This window comes from Streptococcus sp. 116-D4, from assembly GCF_009731465.1.
Classification (GTDB): domain Bacteria; phylum Bacillota; class Bacilli; order Lactobacillales; family Streptococcaceae; genus Streptococcus; species Streptococcus pseudopneumoniae_E.
The window spans coordinates 529,683-555,093 of sequence record NZ_AP021887.1 but is presented as its reverse complement, the minus strand read 5'-3'; the positions used below and the strand labels follow the sequence as shown (position 1 = coordinate 555,093).

12 protein-coding genes are annotated in these 25,411 nt (G+C 36.1%); all 12 read right to left on the bottom strand.

Translation table 11 applies throughout. From position 1 onward, the window contains the following. Window positions 1-3 precede the first annotated feature (3 nt). The 12 genes from gtfB to UKS_RS02805 all read right to left on the bottom strand — a co-directional run bounded on the left by gtfB (window position 4) and on the right by UKS_RS02805 (window position 25,094). Window positions 4-1,323: an accessory Sec system glycosylation chaperone GtfB gene (gene gtfB, locus UKS_RS02860; protein WP_049494879.1), complete on the bottom strand. Its 1,320-nt coding sequence runs from the start codon at window positions 1,321-1,323 to the stop codon at window positions 4-6. After that, the gene (gene gtfA, locus UKS_RS02855) at window positions 1,316-2,830 is read right to left on the bottom strand and encodes an accessory Sec system glycosyltransferase GtfA (RefSeq protein ID WP_156011745.1); all 1,515 of its coding nucleotides are present in this window, start codon (window positions 2,828-2,830) and stop codon (window positions 1,316-1,318) included. Before gtfA ends, gtfB begins: the two co-directional genes overlap by 8 nt. A gap of 9 nt (window positions 2,831-2,839) precedes the next feature. After that, window positions 2,840-5,236, bottom strand: a complete 2,397-nt coding sequence (gene secA2 / locus UKS_RS02850) for an accessory Sec system translocase SecA2 (protein ID WP_156011744.1) — start codon at window positions 5,234-5,236, stop codon at window positions 2,840-2,842. A 7-nt stretch (window positions 5,237-5,243) separates the two neighbouring features. Continuing rightward, the gene (asp3, locus tag UKS_RS02845) at window positions 5,244-5,786 is read right to left on the bottom strand and encodes an accessory Sec system protein Asp3 (protein WP_156011743.1); all 543 of its coding nucleotides are present in this window, start codon (window positions 5,784-5,786) and stop codon (window positions 5,244-5,246) included. A 9-nt stretch (window positions 5,787-5,795) separates the two neighbouring features. Beyond that, window positions 5,796-7,385, bottom strand: coding sequence for an accessory Sec system protein Asp2 (gene asp2 / locus UKS_RS02840; protein ID WP_232049750.1), 1,590 nt, complete (start codon window positions 7,383-7,385; stop codon window positions 5,796-5,798). 4 nt (window positions 7,386-7,389) lie between these two features. Then, window positions 7,390-8,973, bottom strand: a complete 1,584-nt coding sequence (gene asp1, locus UKS_RS02835; protein ID WP_156011742.1) for an accessory Sec system protein Asp1 — start codon at window positions 8,971-8,973, stop codon at window positions 7,390-7,392. Between the two features lie 13 nt (window positions 8,974-8,986). After that, on the bottom strand, window positions 8,987-10,159 hold the full coding sequence (gene secY2, locus UKS_RS02830; protein ID WP_232049749.1) for an accessory Sec system protein translocase subunit SecY2: 1,173 nt from the start codon (window positions 10,157-10,159) through the stop codon (window positions 8,987-8,989). Window positions 10,160-10,354: 195 nt separating this feature from the next. Then, complete coding sequence (locus tag UKS_RS09955) at window positions 10,355-20,278, bottom strand: accessory Sec-dependent serine-rich glycoprotein adhesin (RefSeq protein WP_443031389.1); 9,924 nt, start codon at window positions 20,276-20,278, stop codon at window positions 10,355-10,357. Between the two features lie 290 nt (window positions 20,279-20,568). After that, window positions 20,569-21,444 (bottom strand): glycosyltransferase family 2 protein, encoded by an 876-nt coding sequence (locus UKS_RS02820; protein WP_156011740.1) that lies wholly within the window; start codon window positions 21,442-21,444, stop codon window positions 20,569-20,571. Next, the gene (locus UKS_RS02815; protein ID WP_156011739.1) at window positions 21,444-23,192 is read right to left on the bottom strand and encodes an SP_1767 family glycosyltransferase; all 1,749 of its coding nucleotides are present in this window, start codon (window positions 23,190-23,192) and stop codon (window positions 21,444-21,446) included. The genes UKS_RS02820 and UKS_RS02815 overlap by 1 nt, the downstream gene beginning before the upstream one ends. Before the next feature lie 12 nt (window positions 23,193-23,204). Beyond that, a complete protein-coding gene (locus tag UKS_RS02810; RefSeq protein ID WP_173020444.1) occupies window positions 23,205-24,197 on the bottom strand; it encodes a sugar transferase in 993 nt (330 codons plus the stop codon). An 18-nt stretch (window positions 24,198-24,215) separates the two neighbouring features. Continuing rightward, complete coding sequence (locus tag UKS_RS02805) at window positions 24,216-25,094, bottom strand: glycosyltransferase family 2 protein (RefSeq protein ID WP_156011738.1); 879 nt, start codon at window positions 25,092-25,094, stop codon at window positions 24,216-24,218. Window positions 25,095-25,411: the final 317 nt, after the last annotated feature.

Sequence of the window (25,411 nt, the reverse complement as noted above, 5' to 3'; positions counted from 1 at the left end):
TCATTAATCTACATTCCTAAACAATATTTGTTTATAATCTTCATAAGTCATAGGGAGTATGTCTGACCGCCAACGCGAAACCGTCTGTGAATAATCATCTACATTCAATAACCAATCAGATAATGTGTGAGGCTGACTATGATTAAAAATACCATTTTTATGATGAAAAGCCGCTGAATGAATAGTATTGTCGTATGCTAAAATAAGAAGATTTCGTTCAAAAGCTTGTCGTACTATAGATAAAACTTCATTCCCATGATTAATATCTAAATAGATATCACATTGATCCAGTAGATCCAACATCGTTTTAGGTGACATATTAGGATAGAGTCGTACGTTTTCTTTTTGACCAAAATTTTGTAATTTCTCCGACATACCCGTTAAAGCACCAATGTGAAAAGTATAAGCTGAGAGCTGCTCAGTTAATAATTCTAAGCCTTCTATTTGATCAGAGTTTGTCACAATTAGAATCTCTTTTCGAGAATAGTTTTCTCTCAATTTAGGATAGAGAATGTTTAAGAAACTAATCATCTCTTTTTTCCCATCTTCCACTAAGTGTAATAGTTTTTTATACACCGACTGATCTTGAACTATTACTTTCTTTGTTCTGCTTGATCTTCCTGAAAAAATAACTTGCATATTACCTGGAAGCTGATCCGCAAGTTTTTCTTGCCAGAATAAAATGTCTCTTCCTTCACCTCCCAAGTAATATGAAATTAAGAAAGGCATTCCCAGTGAATTATACCAAATAGAAGATAAATCTAGACCTGATTTTTTTAAATAAAAAAGAAAGAAATCTACTTTTTTAGTAAAATGATAAACTTTACCTTGCCAATTGAGAAGAATATCACCTGTTAAAATATTTTCTGATAAAACTTCCTGACCTGATTTATTAAAATACTTTTTGTGACTCACCTGCTGGTCACTAAAAAAATAAGTCTTAGCAAAAATCCATCCATGTTTATTATAGTGATCTGTCATATAAATCGAACCATCTGGATACAGCCAATCTACACTTTGGACAAATCGCAAATATTTTGGTTCATGATAATGAATAACTCCCTTTTTAGAACTACGGTTCCAAATTTCTCCTTCTATATTCGTTCCTGTTATCTGCCAAAGAGAAGGAACTTCCAATTGATTGAAATAAAGTGCTCCGCCATCCATTTCAACTTCACAAAAAAAAGTATAAGGTGAAATAATTCCTGCTGGTAAAAAACCATCATCATTTAAAACCACACTGGTTCCATGGATGCCAGATTCCTCAAGAGAATAATGTAGATCCAAAGATTCTTGTGTTAGCCATTCAAACAACCTAATCATGTAAAACCTCTTCTATAAAATCTTTCCATCTTTCAACTAATTTTTCATGCTTATAGTCCTCTGCAATATGATAAGAATATTGTTGTGCATCAGTTTTGTTAAACTTAGTGAAATATTCATATATCGAATCTGCAAAAGCTTGTGCAATACGAGAACGGTCATCCCCTTTAGGACGCTCAATTAATAGACCATTTTCTCCAGAATAAACAAATGTTTGATTTCCATATGGCACATCAAAACCAATAATAGGAAGTCCTGAGCCAACTGCTTCCATTAACGTCAAACCAAACCCTTCACTTGTTGAAGCAGTTAAATATAGTTCATAATTCTGATAAATTTCATCAAGCTGTTTATGGCCTTTTAACTCAATAAACTCCCCAGCATGTAATTTAGTTAAAAGCTCTGTCAGTTTTCTTCTCTCTCCTCCTTCACCATATATATCAAAAGTCAGTTCAGGTAGTTTTTTCTGAGCTAAGGCTACTCCCTCAATTAACCAATCTATATGTTTCTCTATTGCTAAACGTGAACCTGTCATTATTGAAAAAGGTTTTCTAGATTGCTCAGGAAACTTCAATTGTTCTAAACTTCCTACTGGAATGGCTACTACCTTCGGATGTAGAGAAGTATATTGTGTGAATTGCTCCTCAAGAAGCATTTTTTGCCTTTCAGTAGACGTTATAAATGCATTCACTTTATTTGCATTAGTAAATTGATATTCATAATAATTATTCCAGAGAATATTATATTCATCTGTATTCTTTTCATTAAAATGTTCTGCATGAATAACTACTGCTAACTTCGCTGCCCCTATATTTTCAAATACTACTTGTCCAATTCCCGTCGCACGATCAAGTAAAATCAAATCAGACTTTGTCAAAGAAAGATCCTCAAGCATGAACTCTAATAATTCTTCTAGCCCATAACAAATTTTATTTGAAAAAACAAAAGTACTCTTTTCATTAGAAAGAAGCTCTTCATAAGCAATACTACCATCTTCATTATAAAATGAACGATTACAGAGCTGTACCCCATTTTCTCCAGGTGCATAAAATTCACTAAATACTTTTGTATAGCTATAGTAATCTTTACGAATCAGTTTTCCTTTCACAACATATTCTACTCGTTGTACATATTCCTGATTCTCTCCATGGAGGGAAGCATTAATATATAGTTCTTGATTTTCAAAATAATAACGAATAAGTTTTCGATCAGAACTCACTTCTTTTTTTGTAGGATGTTGTGAAAAAGTAGCCTCCAAATCTTCTTTTTTATATGTAGTTCCAGCAATTTTAACATCTGTAAAATAGCCATACAACCATATTATTTCACTATCTTCAAATCCGATGTTTTTTGTAAAATGCTCCAGATTTTCTGATTGAAACATATTTGTAAAAATAAATTTAGCAGGTATTCCAAGTGATCTTAAAATTTGTGCTCTATATGCCTGAGCATACTCAACACCGCTACTTGCCCAGCCAATCCCTAAATTAATACTATAGATTGTCATTATTCCCTCTTATACAAAATAAATTGATAAACCATCGTCTATCTTTCCTTCTATGGTGCTTAGCATCACATTTTTAACAATGGCCTGTTTCACTTCTTTACCCATTTCCTCATAAGATTCTAAGGATTCTCGTAAGTATTCACTAATAGAATCCCTTTGGGCTATTTGTCTCATTGATACGAATGTCTTCAGTTGTTGTAAATGGTCTACTTGTTGAATCCAACATTCATCAATTGCTCGTAGTATTGATAAACGAATAAACTCTTCCACTTTTGAATCTGTTTTTAGTTGCTTAGATTTACGTTCCATCTCTAATTGATAAAGATAAAATAAATAATCCTTCACTTGTTTACTATTGTCCAAGTCTAGACTTGTTGGAAGGAATCTCACTTGATAGGTGAAATTCTCTAAAATAAATCTCTTTAAATCATTTTGGTTTAATCCAATGTAACGATGATCTTCTATATACATTTCAATATATTCACGCATCAATTTATCTAAACGATCTCTGAGTTTTACTTCACCATAAATCAGCTGATCTCTTAAATGATATATTTTCTTACGTTGTGATTTTAAGCTCTCATCAAATTTAATTGTATTCTGACGAGCAGATTCCGACTTGTCCTCGCTTTTCTGTTGAGCTTGCGCTACAATTCTAGAAAAACGTTTAGAAATTAAAGGCTTTCCATAATTCTCTCGATCTATATGATTTTGCTTTTCAAAGTATTTTTTTAATCTTTTATTAGCATAATTCATAATCAACTCATCTTCTAAGGATACAAAAAACTGACTCAAACCTGGATCCCCTTGTCGTCCAGCTCGTCCTCTTAACTGCCAATCAATTCTACTATTTGGCATTCTTTCTGTGCCAATGACAGCTAAACCGCCTAATTCTGCAACACCTTGTCCTAACTTAATATCTGTACCACGCCCAGCTAGAGAAGTAGCAACTGTAACGGCGCCTTTTTGACCTGCTTCAGCAATAATCAATGCTTCCTTAGCAATATTCTTTGCTGTCAAAACATTGTGAGGAATCCTTTCTTGTAATAACATACGTGAGTATATCTCCGCAATATCAACTGTTCCTGAAATTAAAAGAATCGGTTGTTGTTTTTCGTGGATTTCCTTAACAAATTCAAGAGTAGCAAATAATTTTTCGGGTAAAGTAGTATAAATTTTATCTGAATAATCTAATCTTTGTATAGGTGTGTTAGTTGGAAGAACAACTACTGATACCCCATAAGTACTAATCAGCTCATTCTCTGCAATTTTTCCCGTCCCCGTCATTCCTGATAGTTTAGGAAACATATTAAATAAACTTTGGTACGTTACAGAAGCAATGGCACGAGAGTCCTTTGATTTTTTGACTTTTTCTTTTGTCTCAATAGCCTGGTGAATTCCAGACTGGAGACGAGTTCCTTCAAGTACTCGCCCTGTACGATTATCCAGTAGCTCAACAGTATCCTCAGTTACAACATAATCTATATCTTTTTTAAATAAATAATGCGCTCTAAGAGCCAAATTTATATGTCTATTCAGCTCAAAATATTCTTCACCATAGAGATTTGGAATATTAAAATATTTCTCTGCATAACGAATGCCTTCATCAGTTAAGAAGATAATTTTTTCATCTTTGAGAAATTTAAACTCCTGCTCTTTTCTCAATGTTCGAATAAATTGATCTGCTGTATCATAAAGATTAGATTGAACTCTGGGTGATCCAGCGATAATAAGTGGTGTCTGTGCACTATCTAACAAAACAGCATCCGCTTCATCAACGATAACATAGTTAAACGGTCGTAAAAATTTATCCTCTGCATTTCCTGCCAGATTATCTATCAAATAATCAAATCCAAGAGCAGTGCTTGTCGTATACAATATATCAGAAGAGTAGATTTTTTTCTTCCGATTAGAATCTACTTCTTCATCATCGTCAAAAACGCCTACTCCAACAGTTAATCCCATAAAACGATAAACTTCACCCATATCTATTGCATCACGTCTGGCAAGATAATCATTTGTTGTTACAAGGATTGTTCCCTTCCCCTCCAAAGCATTTAAATAAAGAGGTAAGGTAGCAGTCAGAGTCTTTCCTTCTCCTGTTTTCATTTCAACAATCGTACCTTCATGAAGGGCTAAAGCTCCTAAAACTTGAACATCAAATGGAAACATGCCTAGTATTCGGCGATCTGCTTCACGAATCGCTGCAAAAGCCTCAATTAGAATATCATCCAGTGTTTCTCCTGTCTTTAAGCGATTTTTGAACTCTTCAGTCTTCTTCTTAAGTTCTTCATCGCTTAAGCGGGACATTGATTCTTCTAATGCATTTATTTTCACTAATTTTTGTCGAAGTCTACGTAATTTTATTGTATTAATAAATGATTTTTTTTGTTTAATTTTTTCCATCTATCCATTAAATATATTTCACTAGGTCCTTTACTAAATCAAGATCTTTCGGAAGCAACTCCCGTAAATATCGATTCTCGCAAGTACGAAATACTGATTCTTTTTCTCCTTCCTCATTAATGTCATATATCATAATCTTTTGATACGCAACAGATTGACATCCCGCACTCATCAATGTAAGTGTGTAAGTAAATGTGTCCTGTGGGAAAATAAAACTTTCTCCCGATTGTCTCAATATGATAGACTCAATTTGCTCAGCTTGACGATTAAAAAAATCAAGTTGTAAGAAAAAGGATAGTTCCGGTACTGAATCAATCAAATACTCCACTTGATATTTCTTTCCCTGTATGAGAATAGGAAGATCAGGAGAATGGCGGTCGCCTTGATAATTTGTTCGTGATTTAAAGATAACGATGGGCTTTCCTGATGCGAACCGTAGATTGTAAAAATTTACTAAATCCTCTTGGAATTTAATTTGGGAACCATATAAATAATTCTCTCCCTTTCTTATTTCCTTCCAATAAATTTCAGCAATTAATTGTTTAATCATTTACATTCCTTACCTTCCAAACTGATCTTCTAGAATTCTTTTAAATTGTTGCTTAAACCATTTATTAATCGCTTGACTGTTGTCATTATGCCTTCCTTCATATCCTACACTATATATATGTACACCTTTCTGTGAAAGATAATTTGTTAAACGTTGAGTAGCACAACTATCGTAATCATCGTTTTTCATGTACCCTATAGCAAATTGAGTATCTTTAAAGCTTGCTTTATGATATTTCTTCCATAATTTTTGGTTAAACTCATCAATTTGTATTTCTGTTAAACCATGAGTTACATTCAGCAGCATGTCTGCACTTGTTTCAAATTCATCTGGTCTTTTTAATTTTAATCCAGACACAGTATCTCCAAGATTTGTAAATGGCTTCCCTACAATTACTGCCGCAGGATTTAGGTCTGCTGCATAATATACTGCACCAAATGCCCCCATTGATAAGCCAGATAGTATCAACTCTGATGATGAAAATCCTAAATAGTCTAATGATCTTTGTATCACTTCAATGACTTTTGTTTCATATTGATCAGTTCCAACATAGAAACAGCCTCCTTCCAATCTAGGATCAGCAATTAACAGAAACGGAGAATTTAGAGATTTCATCATTCCAAATCCTTCAAACCCTTCAGCTGGCCTGAACCCTGAAAAATATACATTTAGAGGTGGCTTCATATCTCCTGGATTAAAGTAATAGAAAAATTCCTGTCTTCTCTCATCACTGTACCTTCCACCTCCAAGAACTAAGTTGCCGAGACCTTGACGTGAATATCGCCAATGAAGGGGGCCAAATGACAGAGTCCCCTCTCCTTTGGCATATATGGATACAGCATAAAAACCAATTTCTTCAGGATTTGATTCTAGGATAATTAAATTTTTAAGATCGTCTTCATTATAAATCATACTGTCCATTAATTCATAAAGACTACCCCTTCTCATTGGAGTTATTATTAACTGAATGTGACAATTGCCTTTGACTTTTTCATACTCCTGCCATAATTCTAGAGCTATTGGAAAACTTGAAAGATTATACCTATAAGTAAATAGTTGTTGGAAATCTTCTCCAAAATCACCAGTAAACTGAGTATTTACATGACCATTCCGTTGTACCATACCTCCAAAATTTGGATTGATATCTATTTCAGGTATTTTTAATTTTGCCCCATATTGACTGCTAAACAATACTTGATGTAAAAAATTGATACAAGTAGAAATGTCTTTTGATTTTTCCAGTTTACGTAGTATTTTTCTTCTAAAAATTCCATCTAGATTATCTGAAGATAGGTCTAATTCTGAACTACAAAATAAACTATAGGCTTCAATTGTGTCCATTAAAGGTTCTAATTGTTTTTCCTCAAGATAATCAGTTATAACAATCGCATTGAAATGAATATGAACTTTAGGATTTTGTATCGATTTATCTTGCTTCGTCATGCTTTTAAGGATTTCTGCAAGTAATCTTTCTTCTTCTAATTTTAAAAAATTTTGGATATTCTCTGGCTCACAAAAAAACCATTCTAAATCTTCTGGTAGTTTTTCTACCTTGCTAGACCAATTTACATAGCCAATTTGTAAAATCTTCATCGTCATCCAATTACCTATTCCTATTTTCTAGCATTTGCTTCCATTGATCTATTATTTTGCCGCTTGTGTAATCAGACATTTTTTGAACAGCGTAGATGAGCGCTTCGTTCCAGTTTGATAGTCCATCAAAATAAAATTCAATTGCTGCTGACAAATCACTGATTTCACTGATAACGAATCCATTCTTTTGGTGTTCAACATAGTCCGAAATTACACGATTAATTTGTGGTATACCCGCACTAATACTAGCAATTTGTGTATATAGATCTGGTTCAAGCCCAAGATCAATGACTAACCTAGCTGTATCCAGACATTCAATAATCTGATTTTCATTTGTAAAATAATCCATCACTATTCGACTTAACTCTATCTCTTGTTCATCTTCTAGTTCATTTTCACCTTCACTAACATGTTGAAAAAAGAGTTCTTCAAAATGGAATGTTTTAATTAATCCTATAATCCATGTCTTTAACAAATCCAACTGAATATCCTGCCTAAATGTTACGATTCTAAGTTCAATATCCTTACGCAAACTCATTAATTCTAGAATAATTGTTAGGACAGAATATAGTTCATCGCGCTCTATATTATCGATGAAAAAGTAAATTATCTGCTCTTTAACAGTCTGACTATGTCCAAGACGTAATCGACTATCAAAAGGTGAAAGACGCATGATTGGAATTGATTTAAATCCTATTTTTTCAAAAAAATCCTTCAATAATCTTTCATTCCGCTCAGTATCGACCACCACAAAAGAAGCTTCATTAAAAGTTAATTGACTCTTTTTAAAATCTTGCAAATTAAATCTATTTCCGAAAAAAGAGTAAATTGTTCTATAATCCTTAAATATAGTTGAAATAAGTTGATTATGTTGTTCATGGCTTGCAACAACAAATATATCATTATTTTTAATATGATTTTTTTGAAAAACTGCCAATCTCTCCTCTATCAATTCTTTCCAACTATTATAATACTTCTTACTAAAAGTCTTATCTGCAAAATCATTAACCATAAGTAGAGGAGAGGAGTCATTTTCTTTTTTTAGAAACTCTCTAACTTGCCAAATACCATTAGTGTTCAAGTAATCTTGATAAAGGGCTTGCCCATCTATATCGTAATAAAGAATGCTAGATAAAAATCCTCTATCATCAAAGATATAATCTTTTGTTATTTTTTCATTCTTTTGAAATGATATCGAATGAATATTCCCATTTTCAGCATAGTTCACAACAGCATAAATTTTTCCCTTTAGTCGGACAATGACTGCAAAAGGACTGTAAAAAAACTCACTACCTTTTGGCCAATTTAAGTCTTTTAAATGAATCATTTTTGTGTAAAATCTTGTGATATTCTGGATATCATCAAAAAATGACCAATAGTAAGTCCCAAAAATCCCTTGATTATGTAAAAAATATCGAAGTTGAGGCTGATAGTTCAATATCATTACTCCAATTTCCTCTTTTGCTTCCAAAAACATTTTTACTTGATTCACACTATCATCAAAAGTCATTCGATTATTTACACGAAACCACCAAGGTGTATTATCATACCATTGTCTTTGTCGACTATACCAAGAAGGCACAAAATAAAACATAAACTTCCCACCATTAAATTAAATTTTTGTATTTTTTCCAACTATTCATTGTATCAACCTGCTCCATCACACCCAACAAGAGACTTACTATAATATAGGCATTACTAATCAATAGAGCAATTGAAATACTATTTTTACCCTGCCCCTGCAATGAAACTGCAAGCAACGGTAAACCACCCAAAACAACTACTGTAAAAGCCCCAAATTGTGCAAACGAATTTATAACAAGTCGAAGATATTTTAAGGTTTCTTCACCCGGCTTTTTACCAGAAATATAATCACCATTATTTCTCATATTTTTTGAAATTTCATATGGATCATAATTATAGTATGAAAAACCAATGGACAAGAGATAAAGTAGTATGATATAACAAATGACGCCAGGTACTTGAGATAATCCAATATGAATTGAAAGATATTCTAAAATTTGATTATTAGGAAATATATTCAACAACAATATAAATATATAAGGAGGCAACAACATTAAAGTCATTCCATACATAAATGGCATCGCACCCGCAGGTGTCACACGAATAGGTAAATAGCTACTAGAGTGGTATGGTGTATTTAATCCTACTCTTCGAATCGGTATACGATATTCCCCTTTATACAGTAATATAGTTAAATAAACAAGTACAGATAACACAGTACAAAATAATATGCCAAATTGTATGAGATTATGGGAATCGAATTGTTGAGTTGTGAAGTACTTCATTGTATTACTTTGAAACGCTAATATCATATTTACCAATATGACAACAGTCATTCCTCCAATACCTCGTTCACTATTAATTTTGCATAACCAATTTAGTATGAGTGTACCAGTTGTTAATAAGATGATTGTAATGATCCTTAAAGTCACATCATTATATCCAAATGATATTAAAAATTCAGAACTATTTGTTATACCATAACTTTGTAACAAAGCAATTACTAATGTCATCAAAAACTGCAACCGATTCACTTTATCTGAGGTCCAATTACTAATTAATTTAAAAGTAACTAAGAAACGCCATAAAATCATCATTGTCATAGTCGGACCAATCCCTAATGTGAATAAGGTCATGCTACTAAATTGAATTCCAGTAATAGCTCCAAAATTTTCAATTAGTTGTGAATCTATGGCATTACCCAGTACAACTTTATCAACCCCAACTGTTGGAATAGGAATTTGTCGACCTAACATATATATAAATATTATACAAATCATCCATGAAAATTTTTGGATTACTAGTGATTTCCTCCAGTGTTTCTGAAATTTTCTTATCATATTCAAATTAATCCATTCTCTCCATTCCAAATTATTATAACATAAAAACAAGGTTGAGGTGTGAGAACACCACCAACCCTTGCTTATTTATTTTAAGAGTCTATTCGCTTCTTACTCATTATCTCCTGTTTTACGTTTTTTACGTCCTAACAGTCCTCCGATTAGCAGACCACTGAGCCCAACTAATCCAAGAGAAGAAGAATTTTCTCCCGTATTTGGCAATAATCGTCTAGAATCTGACTCTGAGACGGACTCAGAAAGGAATTCAGATACGGACTCAGAGATTGATTCGGATGGTAACTCTGACACTGACTCGCTTGCTGATTCTGATGGTGACTCAGATACGGATTCACTTACTGATTCAGAGATCGATTCAGATGATGACTCTGACACTGACTCACTTGCTGATTCTGATGGTGACTCAGATACTGATTCGCTTACTGACTCAGAGATTGATTCGGATGGTGACTCTGACACTGACTCGCTTGCTGATTCTGATGGTGACTCGGATACGGATTCACTTACTGATTCAGATACTGATTCACTTACTGACTCGGACACTGATTCAGATACTGACTCGCTTACTGATTCACTTACGGATTCAGATACTGACTCAGATACTGATTCACTCACTGATTCGGATACTGATTCTGATACAGATTCGCTTACTGATTCGGATACTGATTCTGATACAGACTCGGATACTGATTCAGATACTGATTCACTCACTGATTCTGATACTGATTCTGATACAGACTCGCTTACTGACTCAGATACTGACTCGGATACTGATTCGCTTACTGATTCAGACACTGACTCGCTTACTGATTCAGAAACGGATTCGCTTACTGATTCTGATACTGATTCTGATACTGATTCAGATACTGACTCTGATACAGATTCACTTACTGATTCAGACACAGATTCTGATACAGACTCACTTACTGACTCAGATACTGATTCAGACACGGATTCTGATACGGATTCTGATACGGATTCACTTACTGATTCTGATACTGACTCGGATACTGATTCACTTACTGACTCAGATACTGATTCACTTACTGACTCAGATACTGATTCGCTTACTGATTCTGATACTGACTCGCTTACTGATTCTGACACAGACTCAGATACAGATTCTGAAATTGATTCTGATACTGATTCACTTACTGACTCGGACACTGATTCACTTACTGACTCGGACACTGATTCAGAGATTGATTCAGATGGTGACTCTGACACTGACTCGCTTGCTGATTCAGATGGTGACTCAGAGACGGATTCACTTACTGATTCAGATACTGATTCACTTACTGACTCAGAAACTGACTCACTTACTGACTCAGATACTGATTCGGATACAGACTCGGATACAGATTCTGATACAGATTCTGATACAGACTCGCTTACTGATTCTGATACTGATTCACTTACTGATTCGGATACAGACTCGCTTACTGATTCGGATACGGATTCGCTTACTGATTCAGACACAGACTCGCTTACTGATTCGGATACTGATTCACTTACTGATTCTGATACGGACTCGCTTACTGATTCGGATACGGATTCGCTTACTGATTCTGATACAGACTCACTTACTGATTCAGATACTGATTCTGAGACTGACTCAGATACGGATTCAGATACTGATTCGCTTACTGATTCAGATACTGATTCACTTACTGATTCAGATACAGACTCGGATACTGATTCGCTGACTGACTCGCTTACTGACTCAGATACTGATTCTGATACTGACTCGCTTACTGATTCTGACACAGACTCAGATACAGATTCTGAAATTGATTCTGATACTGATTCACTTACTGACTCGGATACAGATTCAGATACAGACTCGCTTACTGATTCAGAGATTGATTCAGATGGTGACTCAGATACTGACTCAGATACTGATTCTGATACGGATTCGCTTACTGACTCAGATACTGATTCACTTACTGACTCAGATACAGATTCGCTTACTGATTCTGATACTGATTCTGATACTGACTCACTTACTGATTCTGATACTGATTCGCTTACTGATTCAGACACTGATTCACTTACTGATTCAGACACTGATTCACTTACTGATTCAGATACTGACTCACTTACTGATTCTGACACAGATTCTGATACGGATTCAGACACTGACTCGCTTACTGATTCTGATACAGACTCACTTACTGATTCAGATACAGACTCACTTACTGACTCTGATACGGATTCAGACACTGACTCGCTTACTGATTCTGATACAGACTCGCTTACTGATTCTGATACAGACTCACTTACTGATTCAGATACAGACTCACTTACTGACTCTGATACTGACTCGCTTACTGATTCACTTACTGACTCACTTACTGATTCAGACACTGATTCACTTACTGATTCTGACACAGATTCTGATACGGATTCTGATACTGACTCGCTTACTGATTCTGATACTGACTCACTTACTGATTCACTTACTGACTCACTTACTGATTCTGATACGGATTCACTTACTGATTCAGACACAGATTCGCTTACTGACTCAGATACAGACTCAGATACTGATTCTGATACTGACTCGGATACTGATTCACTTACTGATTCTGATACTGACTCAGAGACTGATTCGCTTACTGATTCTGATACTGACTCACTTACTGATTCTGATACGGATTCACTTACTGACTCAGAGACTGATTCGCTTACTGACTCGGATACAGACTCACTTACTGATTCTGACACAGATTCAGATACAGATTCACTTACTGATTCAGACACTGACTCGGATACGGATTCACTTACTGACTCAGAGACTGATTCGCTTACTGACTCGGATACAGACTCACTTACTGATTCTGACACAGATTCAGATACAGATTCACTTACTGATTCAGACACTGACTCGGATACGGATTCACTTACTGATTCGGATACTGACTCACTTACTGACTCTGACACTGACTCAGATACTGACTCAGATACTGACTCAGATACTGACTCAGATACTGATTCTGATACGGATTCGCTTACTGACTCAGAGACTGATTCACTTACTGACTCTGATACGGATTCGGATACTGACTCGCTTACTGACTCTGATACAGACTCACTTACTGACTCTGACACAGATTCTGATACTGACTCTGACACAGATTCTGATACAGATTCACTTACTGATTCTGATACTGATTCTGATACTGATTCGCTGACTGATTCTGATACTGACTCTGATACGGATTCACTTACTGATTCAGACACAGATTCGGATACTGACTCGCTGACTGATTCAGATACGGATTCAGACACTGACTCGCTTACTGATTCTGATACGGATTCGCTTACTGACTCAGATACTGACTCAGATACTGACTCGCTTACTGACTCAGATACAGACTCACTTACTGATTCAGATACAGACTCACTTACTGATTCAGATACTGATTCAGATACAGACTCACTTACTGATTCTGACACAGATTCACTTACTGACTCTGATACAGACTCACTTACTGACTCTGATACGGATTCAGACACTGACTCGCTTACTGATTCTGATACAGACTCACTTACTGATTCAGATACAGACTCACTTACTGACTCTGATACTGACTCGCTTACGGATTCACTTACTGACTCACTTACTGATTCTGATACTGATTCAGAAACTGATTCTGATACGGATTCGCTTACTGATTCAGACACTGATTCGCTTACTGACTCTGATACTGACTCGGATACAGATTCGCTCACTGATTCAGAAACTGATTCGCTTACTGATTCTGAGACGGATTCGCTTACTGATTCAGATACTGATTCTGATACTGATTCAGACACTGACTCGGATACGGATTCGCTTACTGATTCTGAGACGGATTCGCTTACTGATTCTGATACAGATTCGCTTACTGACTCAGATACGGATTCGCTTACGGATTCAGATACGGACTCGCTTACGGATTCACTTACTGATTCTGATACTGACTCGCTTACGGATTCTGATACTGACTCGGATACAGACTCGCTTACTGATTCAGATACTGACTCAGACACAGACTCGCTTACTGACTCAGATACGGATTCACTTACTGATTCTGATACTGATTCGCTTACGGATTCACTTACTGATTCAGATACTGACTCGCTTACTGATTCTGAAACAGACTCACTTACTGACTCGGATACTGATTCTGACACAGATTCGGATACAGATTCTGATACTGATTCACTTACTGACTCTGATACTGATTCTGATACGGACTCGCTTACTGATTCGGATACTGACTCAGATACTGATTCACTTACTGACTCAGACACAGATTCGCTTACTGACTCTGATACTGATTCGCTTACTGACTCAGACACTGATTCGCTTACGGATTCAGATACGGATTCTGAAACGGACTCACTTACTGACTCGGATACTGATTCAGATACTGACTCGCTTACTGATTCACTTACTGATTCTGATACTGACTCGCTTACTGATTCAGACACTGATTCAGACACTGACTCGCTTACTGATTCGGATACAGACTCAGATACAGACTCGCTTACTGACTCAGATACTGATTCACTTACTGACTCGGATACAGACTCACTTACTGATTCTGATACTGATTCACTTACTGATTCTGATACTGATTCAGATACGGATTCGGATACAGACTCGCTTACGGATTCGGATACGGACTCTGATACGGATTCAGACACTGATTCGCTTACGGATTCACTTACTGACTCGCTTACTGATTCAGACACTGATTCGCTTACGGATTCTGATACTGACTCGGATACGGATTCACTTACTGATTCTGATACTGACTCGCTTACGGATTCTGATACTGACTCACTTACTGATTCTGATACGGATTCTGATACTGACTCGCTTACTGATTCAGAAACTGATTCGCTTACTGACTCAGATACTGATTCGCTTACTGACTCAGATACGGATTCACTTACTGATTCGGATACAGACTCGCTTACTGATTCACTTACTGATTCTGATACGGATTCAGATACGGATTCAGATACAGACTCGCTTACTGATTCGCTTACTGATTCGGATACAGACTCAGATACTGATTCGCTTACTGATTCTGATACTGACTCGCTTACTGACTCAGATACGGATTCGCTTACTGACTCAGATACGGATTCGCTTACTGATTCTGATACTGACTCGCTTACTGATTCTGATACAGACTCACTTACTGATTCTGATACGGATTCAGACACAGATTCTGATACTGACTCGCTTACTGATTCAGACACAGACTCGCTTACTGATTCTGAAACTGATTCAGACACAGACTCGCTTACTGATTCTGAAACTGATTCAGATACTGATTCACTTACTGATTCGGATACGGATTCACTTACTGACTCTGATACAGATTCACTTACTGATTCTGATACTGACTCGCTTACTGATTCAGACACTGACTCGCTTACTGATTCAGACACAGACTCACTTACTGACTCTGATACGGATTCGAATACTGATTCACTTACTGACTCTGATACAGATTCACTTACTGATTCTGATACTGATTCGCTTACTGATTCTGATACAGATTCGCTTACTGACTCAGATACTGACTCGCTTACTGATTCTGATACAGACTCACTTACTGATTCGGATACAGACTCGCTTACTGACTCAGATACTGATTCGCTTACCGACTCGCTTACTGATTCAGATACGGACTCACTTACTGATTCAGATACTGATTCGCTTACTGATTCAGATACGGACTCACTTACTGATTCTGATACTGATTCGCTTACTGATTCAGATACTGACTCGCTTACTGATTCTGAAACTGACTCACTTACTGACTCAGATACTGATTCACTTACTGATTCAGATACTGACTCGCTTACTGATTCGGATACAGATTCGCTTACTGACTCAGACACTGATTCTGATACGGATTCTGATACTGACTCGCTTACTGACTCAGATACGGATTCAGATACTGACTCGCTTACTGATTCGGATACGGATTCAGATACTGACTCGCTTACTGATTCTGAGACAGACTCAGATACTGATTCGCTTACTGACTCAGATACGGATTCACTTACTGATTCGGATACAGACTCAGATACGGATTCACTTACTGACTCGGATACAGACTCAGATACGGATTCGCTTACTGATTCTGATACTGATTCGCTTACTGATTCAGATACTGATTCGCTTACTGATTCAGATACGGATTCACTTACTGACTCTGATACTGACTCGCTTACTGATTCAGACACTGATTCTGATACAGACTCGCTGACTGATTCGGATACTGATTCGCTTACTGATTCTGATACAGACTCGGATACGGATTCACTTACTGATTCAGACACTGATTCGCTTACTGACTCAGATACTGATTCTGATACAGATTCGCTTACTGACTCGGATACGGATTCACTTACTGATTCACTTACTGATTCAGAAACTGATTCACTTACGGATTCAGAGACAGACTCACTTACTGACTCTGATACTGATTCGCTTACGGATTCAGATACGGATTCACTTACTGACTCTGATACTGACTCGCTTACTGATTCAGACACTGATTCTGATACAGACTCGCTTACTGATTCGGATACTGATTCGCTTACTGATTCTGATACAGACTCGGATACGGATTCACTTACTGATTCAGACACTGATTCGCTTACTGACTCAGATACTGATTCTGACACAGATTCGCTTACTGACTCGGATACGGATTCACTTACTGATTCACTTACTGATTCAGAAACTGATTCACTTACGGATTCAGAGACAGATTCACTTACGGATTCAGAGACAGATTCGCTTACGGATTCTGATACGGATTCAGACACTGATTCGCTTACGGATTCAGACACTGATTCTGATACAGACTCACTTACTGACTCTGACACAGATTCGCTTACTGATTCAGATACGGACTCGCTTACTGATTCAGATACAGATTCACTTACTGATTCTGAGACTGATTCAGACACTGACTCACTTACTGATTCTGATACGGATTCTGACACTGATTCTGATACAGACTCACTTACTGACTCGGATACGGATTCTGACACTGATTCGGATACAGATTCTGATACGGATTCACTTACTGACTCTGATACTGATTCTGATACAGACTCACTTACTGACTCGGATACGGATTCTGACACTGATTCGGATACAGATTCTGATACGGATTCACTTACTGACTCGGATACTGATTCTGATACGGACTCGCTTACTGATTCGGATACTGACTCAGATACTGATTCACTTACTGATTCAGATACAGACTCGCTTACTGATTCTGATACGGATTCTGATACGGACTCGCTTACTGATTCTGATACAGACTCGCTTACTGATTCTGATACGGATTCACTTACTGACTCAGATACGGATTCGCTTACTGACTCACTTACTGATTCAGATACGGATTCACTTACTGATTCAGAAACTGATTCGCTTACGGATTCAGATACAGACTCGCTTACTGACTCTGATACTGATTCAGATACAGACTCGCTTACTGACTCGCTTACTGACTCAGATACGGATTCGGATACAGACTCGCTTACTGATTCTGATACTGATTCAGATACAGACTCACTTACTGACTCGGATACAGACTCACTTACTGATTCTGATACGGATTCGCTTACTGATTCACTTACTGATTCTGATACTGACTCGCTTACTGATTCAGATACTGACTCAGATACGGATTCGCTTACTGATTCAGATACAGACTCGCTTACTGATTCTGATACGGACTCACTTACTGATTCTGACACAGATTCTGATACTGACTCGCTTACTGATTCTGAGACGGATTCGCTTACTGACTCACTTACTGACTCACTTACTGACTCGGATACGGATTCTGAGACTGACTCTGATACTGATTCACTTACTGACTCGGATACAGACTCACTTACTGATTCTGATACTGATTCGCTTACTGATTCAGATACTGACTCGCTTACTGATTCTGACACAGATTCGCTTACTGACTCACTTACTGATTCAGACACTGATTCGCTTACTGACTCACTTACTGATTCAGATACGGATTCAGACACAGATTCGCTTACTGACTCAGATACGGATTCGCTTACTGACTCACTTACTGATTCGGATACGGATTCGGATACGGATTCAGACACTGATTCGCTTACTGATTCAGATACTGACTCGCTTACTGACTCGGATACGGATTCACTTACTGATTCAGATACAGATTCGCTTACTGACTCGGATACTGATTCAGAAACTGATTCAGACACTGACTCGCTTACTGATTCAGATACAGATTCTGATACTGACTCGCTTACTGATTCTGATACAGATTCACTTACTGATTGTGATACTGATTCTGAGACAGATCTAATCACTGATTCTGATACTGATTCTGAGATTGATTCTGAGATTGATTTTGAGGTAGACTCTGATTTAGACGTTGATTCCGACTGACTGGTTGTATCTGAAGGTATTGAATCCGCATTCACACCACCAACTTGATAACCACCAATCGCTGTCCCACCATCATTGGCTACAACATAAGGAGCCTCTTTACCATTATAACGTCCAAAAGTTCCTCTATAGCCATCTTCATAAAAAGTGCCTGTCTCCGATGGACGTGAAGCAGCCAGCATTTTAATTTTCAAGTCACGAAGATCGCTACTTGTTCCGCTATAGTCCGTGTCGAAAGTAATTGTGTGAGTCGTAATTCCTTTTGATCTCGTTTGAGTTACATACTCTATCCCTTGAGGATTTCTGTTAGTATAAGGACTTGTAACTTCATTTGTTGCCGCCCCGTCAATTAAAACATTTGTTGGTTTACTTAATTTCGGATCCGCCGAAGTGTCGATATAAATCCCTGTATAAGCTCCAGATTTTTTAACAGTAGGATGTGTTAATATTTTCGTCGGATTGTATTCTACTGTCCACGAAATTTTTCCAGTAGCTGAGTCATAAACCGCAGTAATACTATCTATAGGATTTAAAAGATTGTTTTTATTTCCACCAGACCAGTAGTATTGAGTTCCACCATTTGAGAAATCACTAATGGTAAAGGTTGTTTTTGTCCCAGTAGTGGTTGAGCGCAAGGTCGCAGCTCGGGTAGTTTCGATATTATTTAAAACTGCATGAATTTGACCATTTGAACTTAATTTGATCAATTCATTCCCAAGAGCTTCTGTATTATTTCCTAAAGTTGTATGGGCAATCTGTAAATCTGCCACAGTCGCATTTGGATCACCAATCAGATTTTTAGTAGCTTCCAATTGTGATTGTGTCGCTACCATTAATTTCATCAGCTCCAATTGCTGTTCATCATCTAGTGTGTTCAATTGACGGGTAGCCAAATCATTCAACACTTCAGCTTCTGAAATCATTTTATCTAGATTTTCACGAACACTGTCCTGTTTTTCTTCAGTTCCTGTTGTTGCATTTTTATCTCCAGAAGCAACACCTGATTCAGACAAGACAATACTCTTTGAAGTTGATTCGCTGACTGACTCAGAAATGGACTCACTGACTGACTCAGAAACGGATACGGATTCAGATACTGACTCGCTTACTGATTCAGAAACGGATTCACTCATCGACTGAGATACCGACTCACTAGTTGAGGTTGACATCGACTCACTAGTTGAGGTTGAGTTCGACTCACTAGCTGGCTCTGAGCTTGATTCTGATTGTGAAAGACTATTTTTTTCTTCCTCAATCGATGAATCTGTAGTTTCGCTAGAGAGTTTAACTTCATTGGTATCAGTCGTTAAAAGGGTTGTTTCTTTAGCTATCACAGTATCATCTGCAAAAGCATTCTCAGTAACGACGGTTGCACCTGTTACTGCCCCCAGTGCTAACGCACCTTTCAAAATTGTACTTGCAGAAATATTCTTTTGTTCATATATATCAACATTAATGCTTTGTTCTGAGGTTGCTCCCCCTAAAAAATGCATTAAACCAATCTGAGAAATGAGGGTTCGTACCCAATTTTTCCCAGATTTATGCATTTTAACTCTAGTTTTTCTGGATGTTTCTCCTATGTGTCTCACACAATTCTCCTTTTTTATATTTTATCGACCTATTTTACAATATTTCTTATGAAAAAACAACTAATTTGTTTATTTTTTAATATATATATATATATATATATATATATTAACTTAGTGAAAGGCTAAGGTCTACTTGACAAACATTGTCAAAATCAGTCGGACTTACCTTAGCAAGGGATGATGCTGGATTCTACTATTTTCATTGAATAACCTTCACTTATCTTAGCTGTTGAAGTTATTTGGAGAATTTATCTATATTTTTCTATCATTTTTAGTTTCTGCAAACATTTTTTGTAATTATAAGCATCTCCACGTGAAATATAACTATCCTTATGCTTTTCTAGTCGCCATCGATAGGCTCTTAATTCATTAGAAATATCGAAACCTATGAGAGAAAGTACCGTTACACGTTCTTCAATACTCTTGATTGGAAACACATGTTCTATTTCAACCACGCTTGTCACACTAGTTGGGCGTTTCCGATGATAGTACAAGCCCAAATTACGATAAGAAATACGATCAGCCATTAAATATACTTTCCAGGTTGTTAGATCATCTTCTACTTTCTCTTCTTCAGGATAAACAATATCTTGAAAAAGCTCTGCTTTATATAATTTTCCCCATGGAACTGTAAAGCACTGACTAAATGATAATCGTCCATCATACTGTTTTTCAAACCATTCCTGAGGTGTATAAATTTCTAGATAAGGGTCCGACACATCCACATGAAAAGCAAAACTTTGTCTTTCTTCAAAGAACTCTGTAAAGTTTGCGACTGCAATGTCGCTACCGGTATTCTTTAAATCTTTGTATAATATTTCAATATGATTTAGTTCTAACCAGTCATCATTATCTACAAATAAGATAAAATCTCCTGTAACTAATGGTAAAGCAGCATTTCTAGCAGCACCTACTCCGCTTCCTCCCAATTTCCTGTGTATCACCCTAATCCGAGAATCTATCTGGCGAAATTCTTCACAAATAGCAGCTGATGTATCTGTTGAACCATCATTAATTAAAATAATTTCAAGATTCAAATAAGTCTGGTTAACGATACTCTCTAAGCAAGGCCGAAGATATTCTCCGGCGTTGTATATTGGTACAATCACGCTTACTTTTTCCATTATTTCTCCTTTGAATAATTTTCTATCAGGTCCAGCTTGTTACAACACTGTTGATAAAGTTCTATCTGACCATTTCGTAGAGCATCTTCACAACACTTCTTCAAACGTCCCTTATATGACTTTATCTGTTCAGTCAAATCATATCCCATAGCTGCAAGAAGAGCAATTCGCTCCTCTGCATTAGTAATCATACTAGAAATATCGTCCAACATTCGAGTTCTAGAAAGTCCTTCTTTCCTTTGAGAATAGTAATAAGAACCTTCATTGATAAAGGTAACTTGTTTTGCTTTCAAATAAAGCCGATAAATCGTTGCGTCATCTTCTCTTAGTCGCCCTATTGGAAACCGAATTCCATCAAACAGTTCTGCTTTAAACAATTTGGTCGGTGAAAATGTAAATGTTAAAAAAAGATTATTATTTGGAGAACTTTCTAGATTCATCCATTCTGCAACTGTATAATTTTTGCTAAAATATTTTTCTTTCGTAATAGAAAAAAGGAATGACTGTCGTTCTTCGTTAAAAGAATTAAAATTGCAAATAGAAATATCAGAATCGTTATCCACTAAAGCTCGATACAAATGTTCTAGGTAGGTTTCCTCCACAAAATCATCCGAATCAATAAATGTGATATACTTGCCGGTTGCAAAGGTTATACCAGTATTCCTAGCAGCCGATGGGCCTGCATTCATTTGATGATAAACACGAATTCGCCCATCTCTTTTAGCATAATCTTCACAAATCAATGAGCTACTATCAGTTGAACCATCATTGACCAAAAGAATTTCAAAGTTTTCATACGATTGCTTCAGCAAAGAATCAAGGCAACGTTTTAAATATTGTTCAACGTTATAAACAGGAACAATCACACTAATCAATTCGCTAGTATCCATCTCTTCTACCTTTTCTACTTGTATTTCATTAAAGTTACCAACTCCAATTCTAGCAATAATTTGTTGTTGATATTTCTGATCAAGTTCTAATTCTATACCTTCATCATGATTAAATTCAGCGGTATGCTTATTAGCTAATTTTACTTTATGAGTAGCTCCCATCTCATACCACTCATACTCAGAATCAATGTGGCCCAAATCAATTGCTTGATACCCTTGACAAGCTAATTCAGAAACAAGAACTTTTGCTGTTGGCCCAAGCATAATCAATATTAGTCGGTCTTTGCCATGTTTTTTAATCTTTTGAAAAATTTCATCATAATATTGAAATGCATTTTTGGATGGACATATAATTCGTTTAATAGAAGAAGCTTCAGAAAATAGATCATTTCCAACACCTGAACGTGATGTCGCTCCCTCAACAATTAAAATATCTTTTTCTTTCCACAATTCTTTTAAGGATGAAAAATAAGTTTCTGAAACTGATTTGTCAACCAGATCAATATAAGGTCTGGAAATAAATGTTGAACCATAAAATGGGGAATTACAATTATCTAAATAAAAATTAGAATACTTTAAAAAATGGCCTTCCCAAAAAATTTGTGCATTTTGATTGTAACGCTCCATATTTGAAAAAACATCAGGTAAACAAACAAGAAGATTTTCATCGCTTTTGGTCTGTAAAATTTGCTTTAATTTTTTTGCTAATTTATCATTATGTGTTTGATATGGAATAGAATGCCCTGTCATCAAATCAATTTCGCCATCTCCAAACCGAACAACAGAAGCATGATTTTTTTTAATATAAGTAAGACTTTCCAAGATAGGAAGTACGTTAATTTCTGATAATCTCTCCACTATTCACTCCTCCTAGTCACACATAGCTTCCAATACAGCTTCTGTTAGCAATCTTCTTGTAAAGAAACCCTCTCGCAAAATAGGATTAAATCTTCTTACATTTTTAACTAATTCTGCATATTCATTTTCAGTCACGTTTTGGATTTTAACAATAGCTTCTTCTATATCCTTAACAACCCAACCGAGACCATTTTTCTCTATCAAGTCTTGATTAGCAATTCCTTCTTGCACAATAACAGGAATACCTGCCGCTAAAAAACTTCCTAGCTTATATGGACAATACAGCGATTGGTACTCCTTATCTTTGTCATCCATCCATATCAAACCAAATCCTCCCTGCGACATCTCCATTAGAAGTTGTTCATCTGGTCTGTAATTCAATTTATGAACATTCTGTGGCAATTCAGTATTTTGCCATGTATATAATTTTAAAGGAATATCATAATTCCACTCTTTCACAAAACTAAAACGTTCGGGATTCCCAGGGAAATGAATTTCTTTTTTCAGACTTGCTGAAAACATAGGAGCTTGAGTCGGATGATCCCACATTCCTTGAATTACTGTTTTCGCAACATTCAGGCCAAATTTTCTCAGCTGATCGATCATTCTCTGACTTGGAGCGATTATTACATCTGCTTTATTGTAATATGAGATTGTTCGATCCATTAGGTAAAAATTCCCAGAAAACATAAGTGGAACTACATCGTGAATAAATAGCACAATTTTAATATCGTATAATTTCAATTTATTCATTAACTTCTCATCGAATTCTGTTGTATTCCATGTGGGGGTTTGAAAAATTACGACATCTCCATGTCGTAATCCTGATACAATACCATCCAACCGTTTACTCATTTCACTTTCAGTATCTGTATGAATTTGATAACAATAAATTCCTAATTCACGATACCCTAGAGAAACAGCCACATCTGTCACCGTATTTTGACACAACTGAGCTGTACTCTGCCCAGACTGACCATTAATATTCGTAATATAAACGCGCATCTTTCGCCTCACATTTCCTTAATGTTTTCGATATTTCTCTATCATATCTAATTGAAACTGTAATTTCTTATATGTAGATATATCTCCATTAGCCAGTGCATTATTTTTTCCAATATGTGCACGCCAATCGAAAGCAGCAATTTCATTTTCAAGATTGAATCCTAACATCGATAATAGTGCAAGTCTTTCTAATACAGGCTCAACCGAAAAAACTGTACTCTGATTGGCAACTTGAGTCATGCTTCCGCTATTCACACGATAAATTAGACTTGAACGGTGCATATAAGAGATTTTATCTGCTTGTAAATATAGTTTCCATGTTGTACGATCATCCTCACCAAAAGGTCCTGTATAATAGATTATATTATCAAACAGAGTTCGCTTATATAATTTACCCCATGGAACCGTGAAACATAGGCTTAAATTATGAGGTTTTCCATACTGATATGTGAACCACTCTTGAGGAGTAAATATCTGCTCGTAATAATCACCGTCAGTAATATGAATCTCGTATCTATTCTCAGATTCAATATAGCGAGTAAAATTTGCTATTGCCACATCACTATCTGTTCTCACTAATAAATCGTAGAGGTCACTGATATGATTGGGATCAATCCAATCGTCACTGTCCAAAAACAAAACATACTGTCCAGTGACAAGCTCAAGAGCACTATTTCTAGCCGCTCCAAGGCCCTCGTTCTTCCTTTTATGTAAGGTTCTAATCCGAGAGTCTTTCTCTTTCAATCGCTCAATCATCGCAGCTGTACGATCTGTTGAACCATCATTAACAATGATAATCTCTATATTATCATATATTTGAGATTGTACACTTTCAACACATTGATCTAAATATTTTTCTGCATTATATGCAGGTATTATTACACTTATTTTTTCCATAGATTTCCTAAATTCTATTCATTTTAATTTCTAATTATAGCACTATTGTATCTATTTTTGCAATATGATTAATTCTTTTCTTATAGATAAATCAATGAAATAACGCTAGTTGAAACTATTATAGCATAATCATCCATGTATCATCCATAAGATTATATGGTTTGCTCAATTATAGCAAACCATAAATTTCATTTTATATTTTATAAAATATTTGAGTCATCTCTCCTAACATACATGCAAAACTAACCATATCCTTAATCCAACTAACAAAAGTCCAACATTTTAATAATAGATAAGCTTTACTTATTTTATAACAA

What these genes read in the sequence shown, in the direction of transcription:
- gtfB (WP_049494879.1), bottom strand. Translation starts at nt 1,323, where the DNA reads ATGATTAGGTTGTTTGAATGGCTAACACAAGAATCTTTGGATCTACAT.
- gtfA (WP_156011745.1), bottom strand. Translation starts at nt 2,830, where the DNA reads ATGACAATCTATAGTATTAATTTAGGGATTGGCTGGGCAAGTAGCGGT.
- secA2 (WP_156011744.1), bottom strand. Translation starts at nt 5,236, where the DNA reads ATGGAAAAAATTAAACAAAAAAAATCATTTATTAATACAATAAAATTA.
- asp3 (WP_156011743.1), bottom strand. Translation starts at nt 5,786, where the DNA reads ATGATTAAACAATTAATTGCTGAAATTTATTGGAAGGAAATAAGAAAG.
- asp2 (WP_232049750.1), bottom strand. Translation starts at nt 7,385, where the DNA reads ATGACGATGAAGATTTTACAAATTGGCTATGTAAATTGGTCTAGCAAG.
- asp1 (WP_156011742.1), bottom strand. Translation starts at nt 8,973, where the DNA reads ATGTTTTATTTTGTGCCTTCTTGGTATAGTCGACAAAGACAATGGTAT.
- secY2 (WP_232049749.1), bottom strand. Translation starts at nt 10,159, where the DNA reads ATGTTAGGTCGACAAATTCCTATTCCAACAGTTGGGGTTGATAAAGTT.
- UKS_RS09955 (WP_443031389.1), bottom strand. Translation starts at nt 20,278, where the DNA reads ATGCATAAATCTGGGAAAAATTGGGTACGAACCCTCATTTCTCAGATT.
- UKS_RS02820 (WP_156011740.1), bottom strand. Translation starts at nt 21,444, where the DNA reads ATGGAAAAAGTAAGCGTGATTGTACCAATATACAACGCCGGAGAATAT.
- UKS_RS02810 (WP_173020444.1), bottom strand. Translation starts at nt 24,197, where the DNA reads ATGCGCGTTTATATTACGAATATTAATGGTCAGTCTGGGCAGAGTACA.
- UKS_RS02805 (WP_156011738.1), bottom strand. Translation starts at nt 25,094, where the DNA reads ATGGAAAAAATAAGTGTAATAATACCTGCATATAATGCAGAAAAATAT.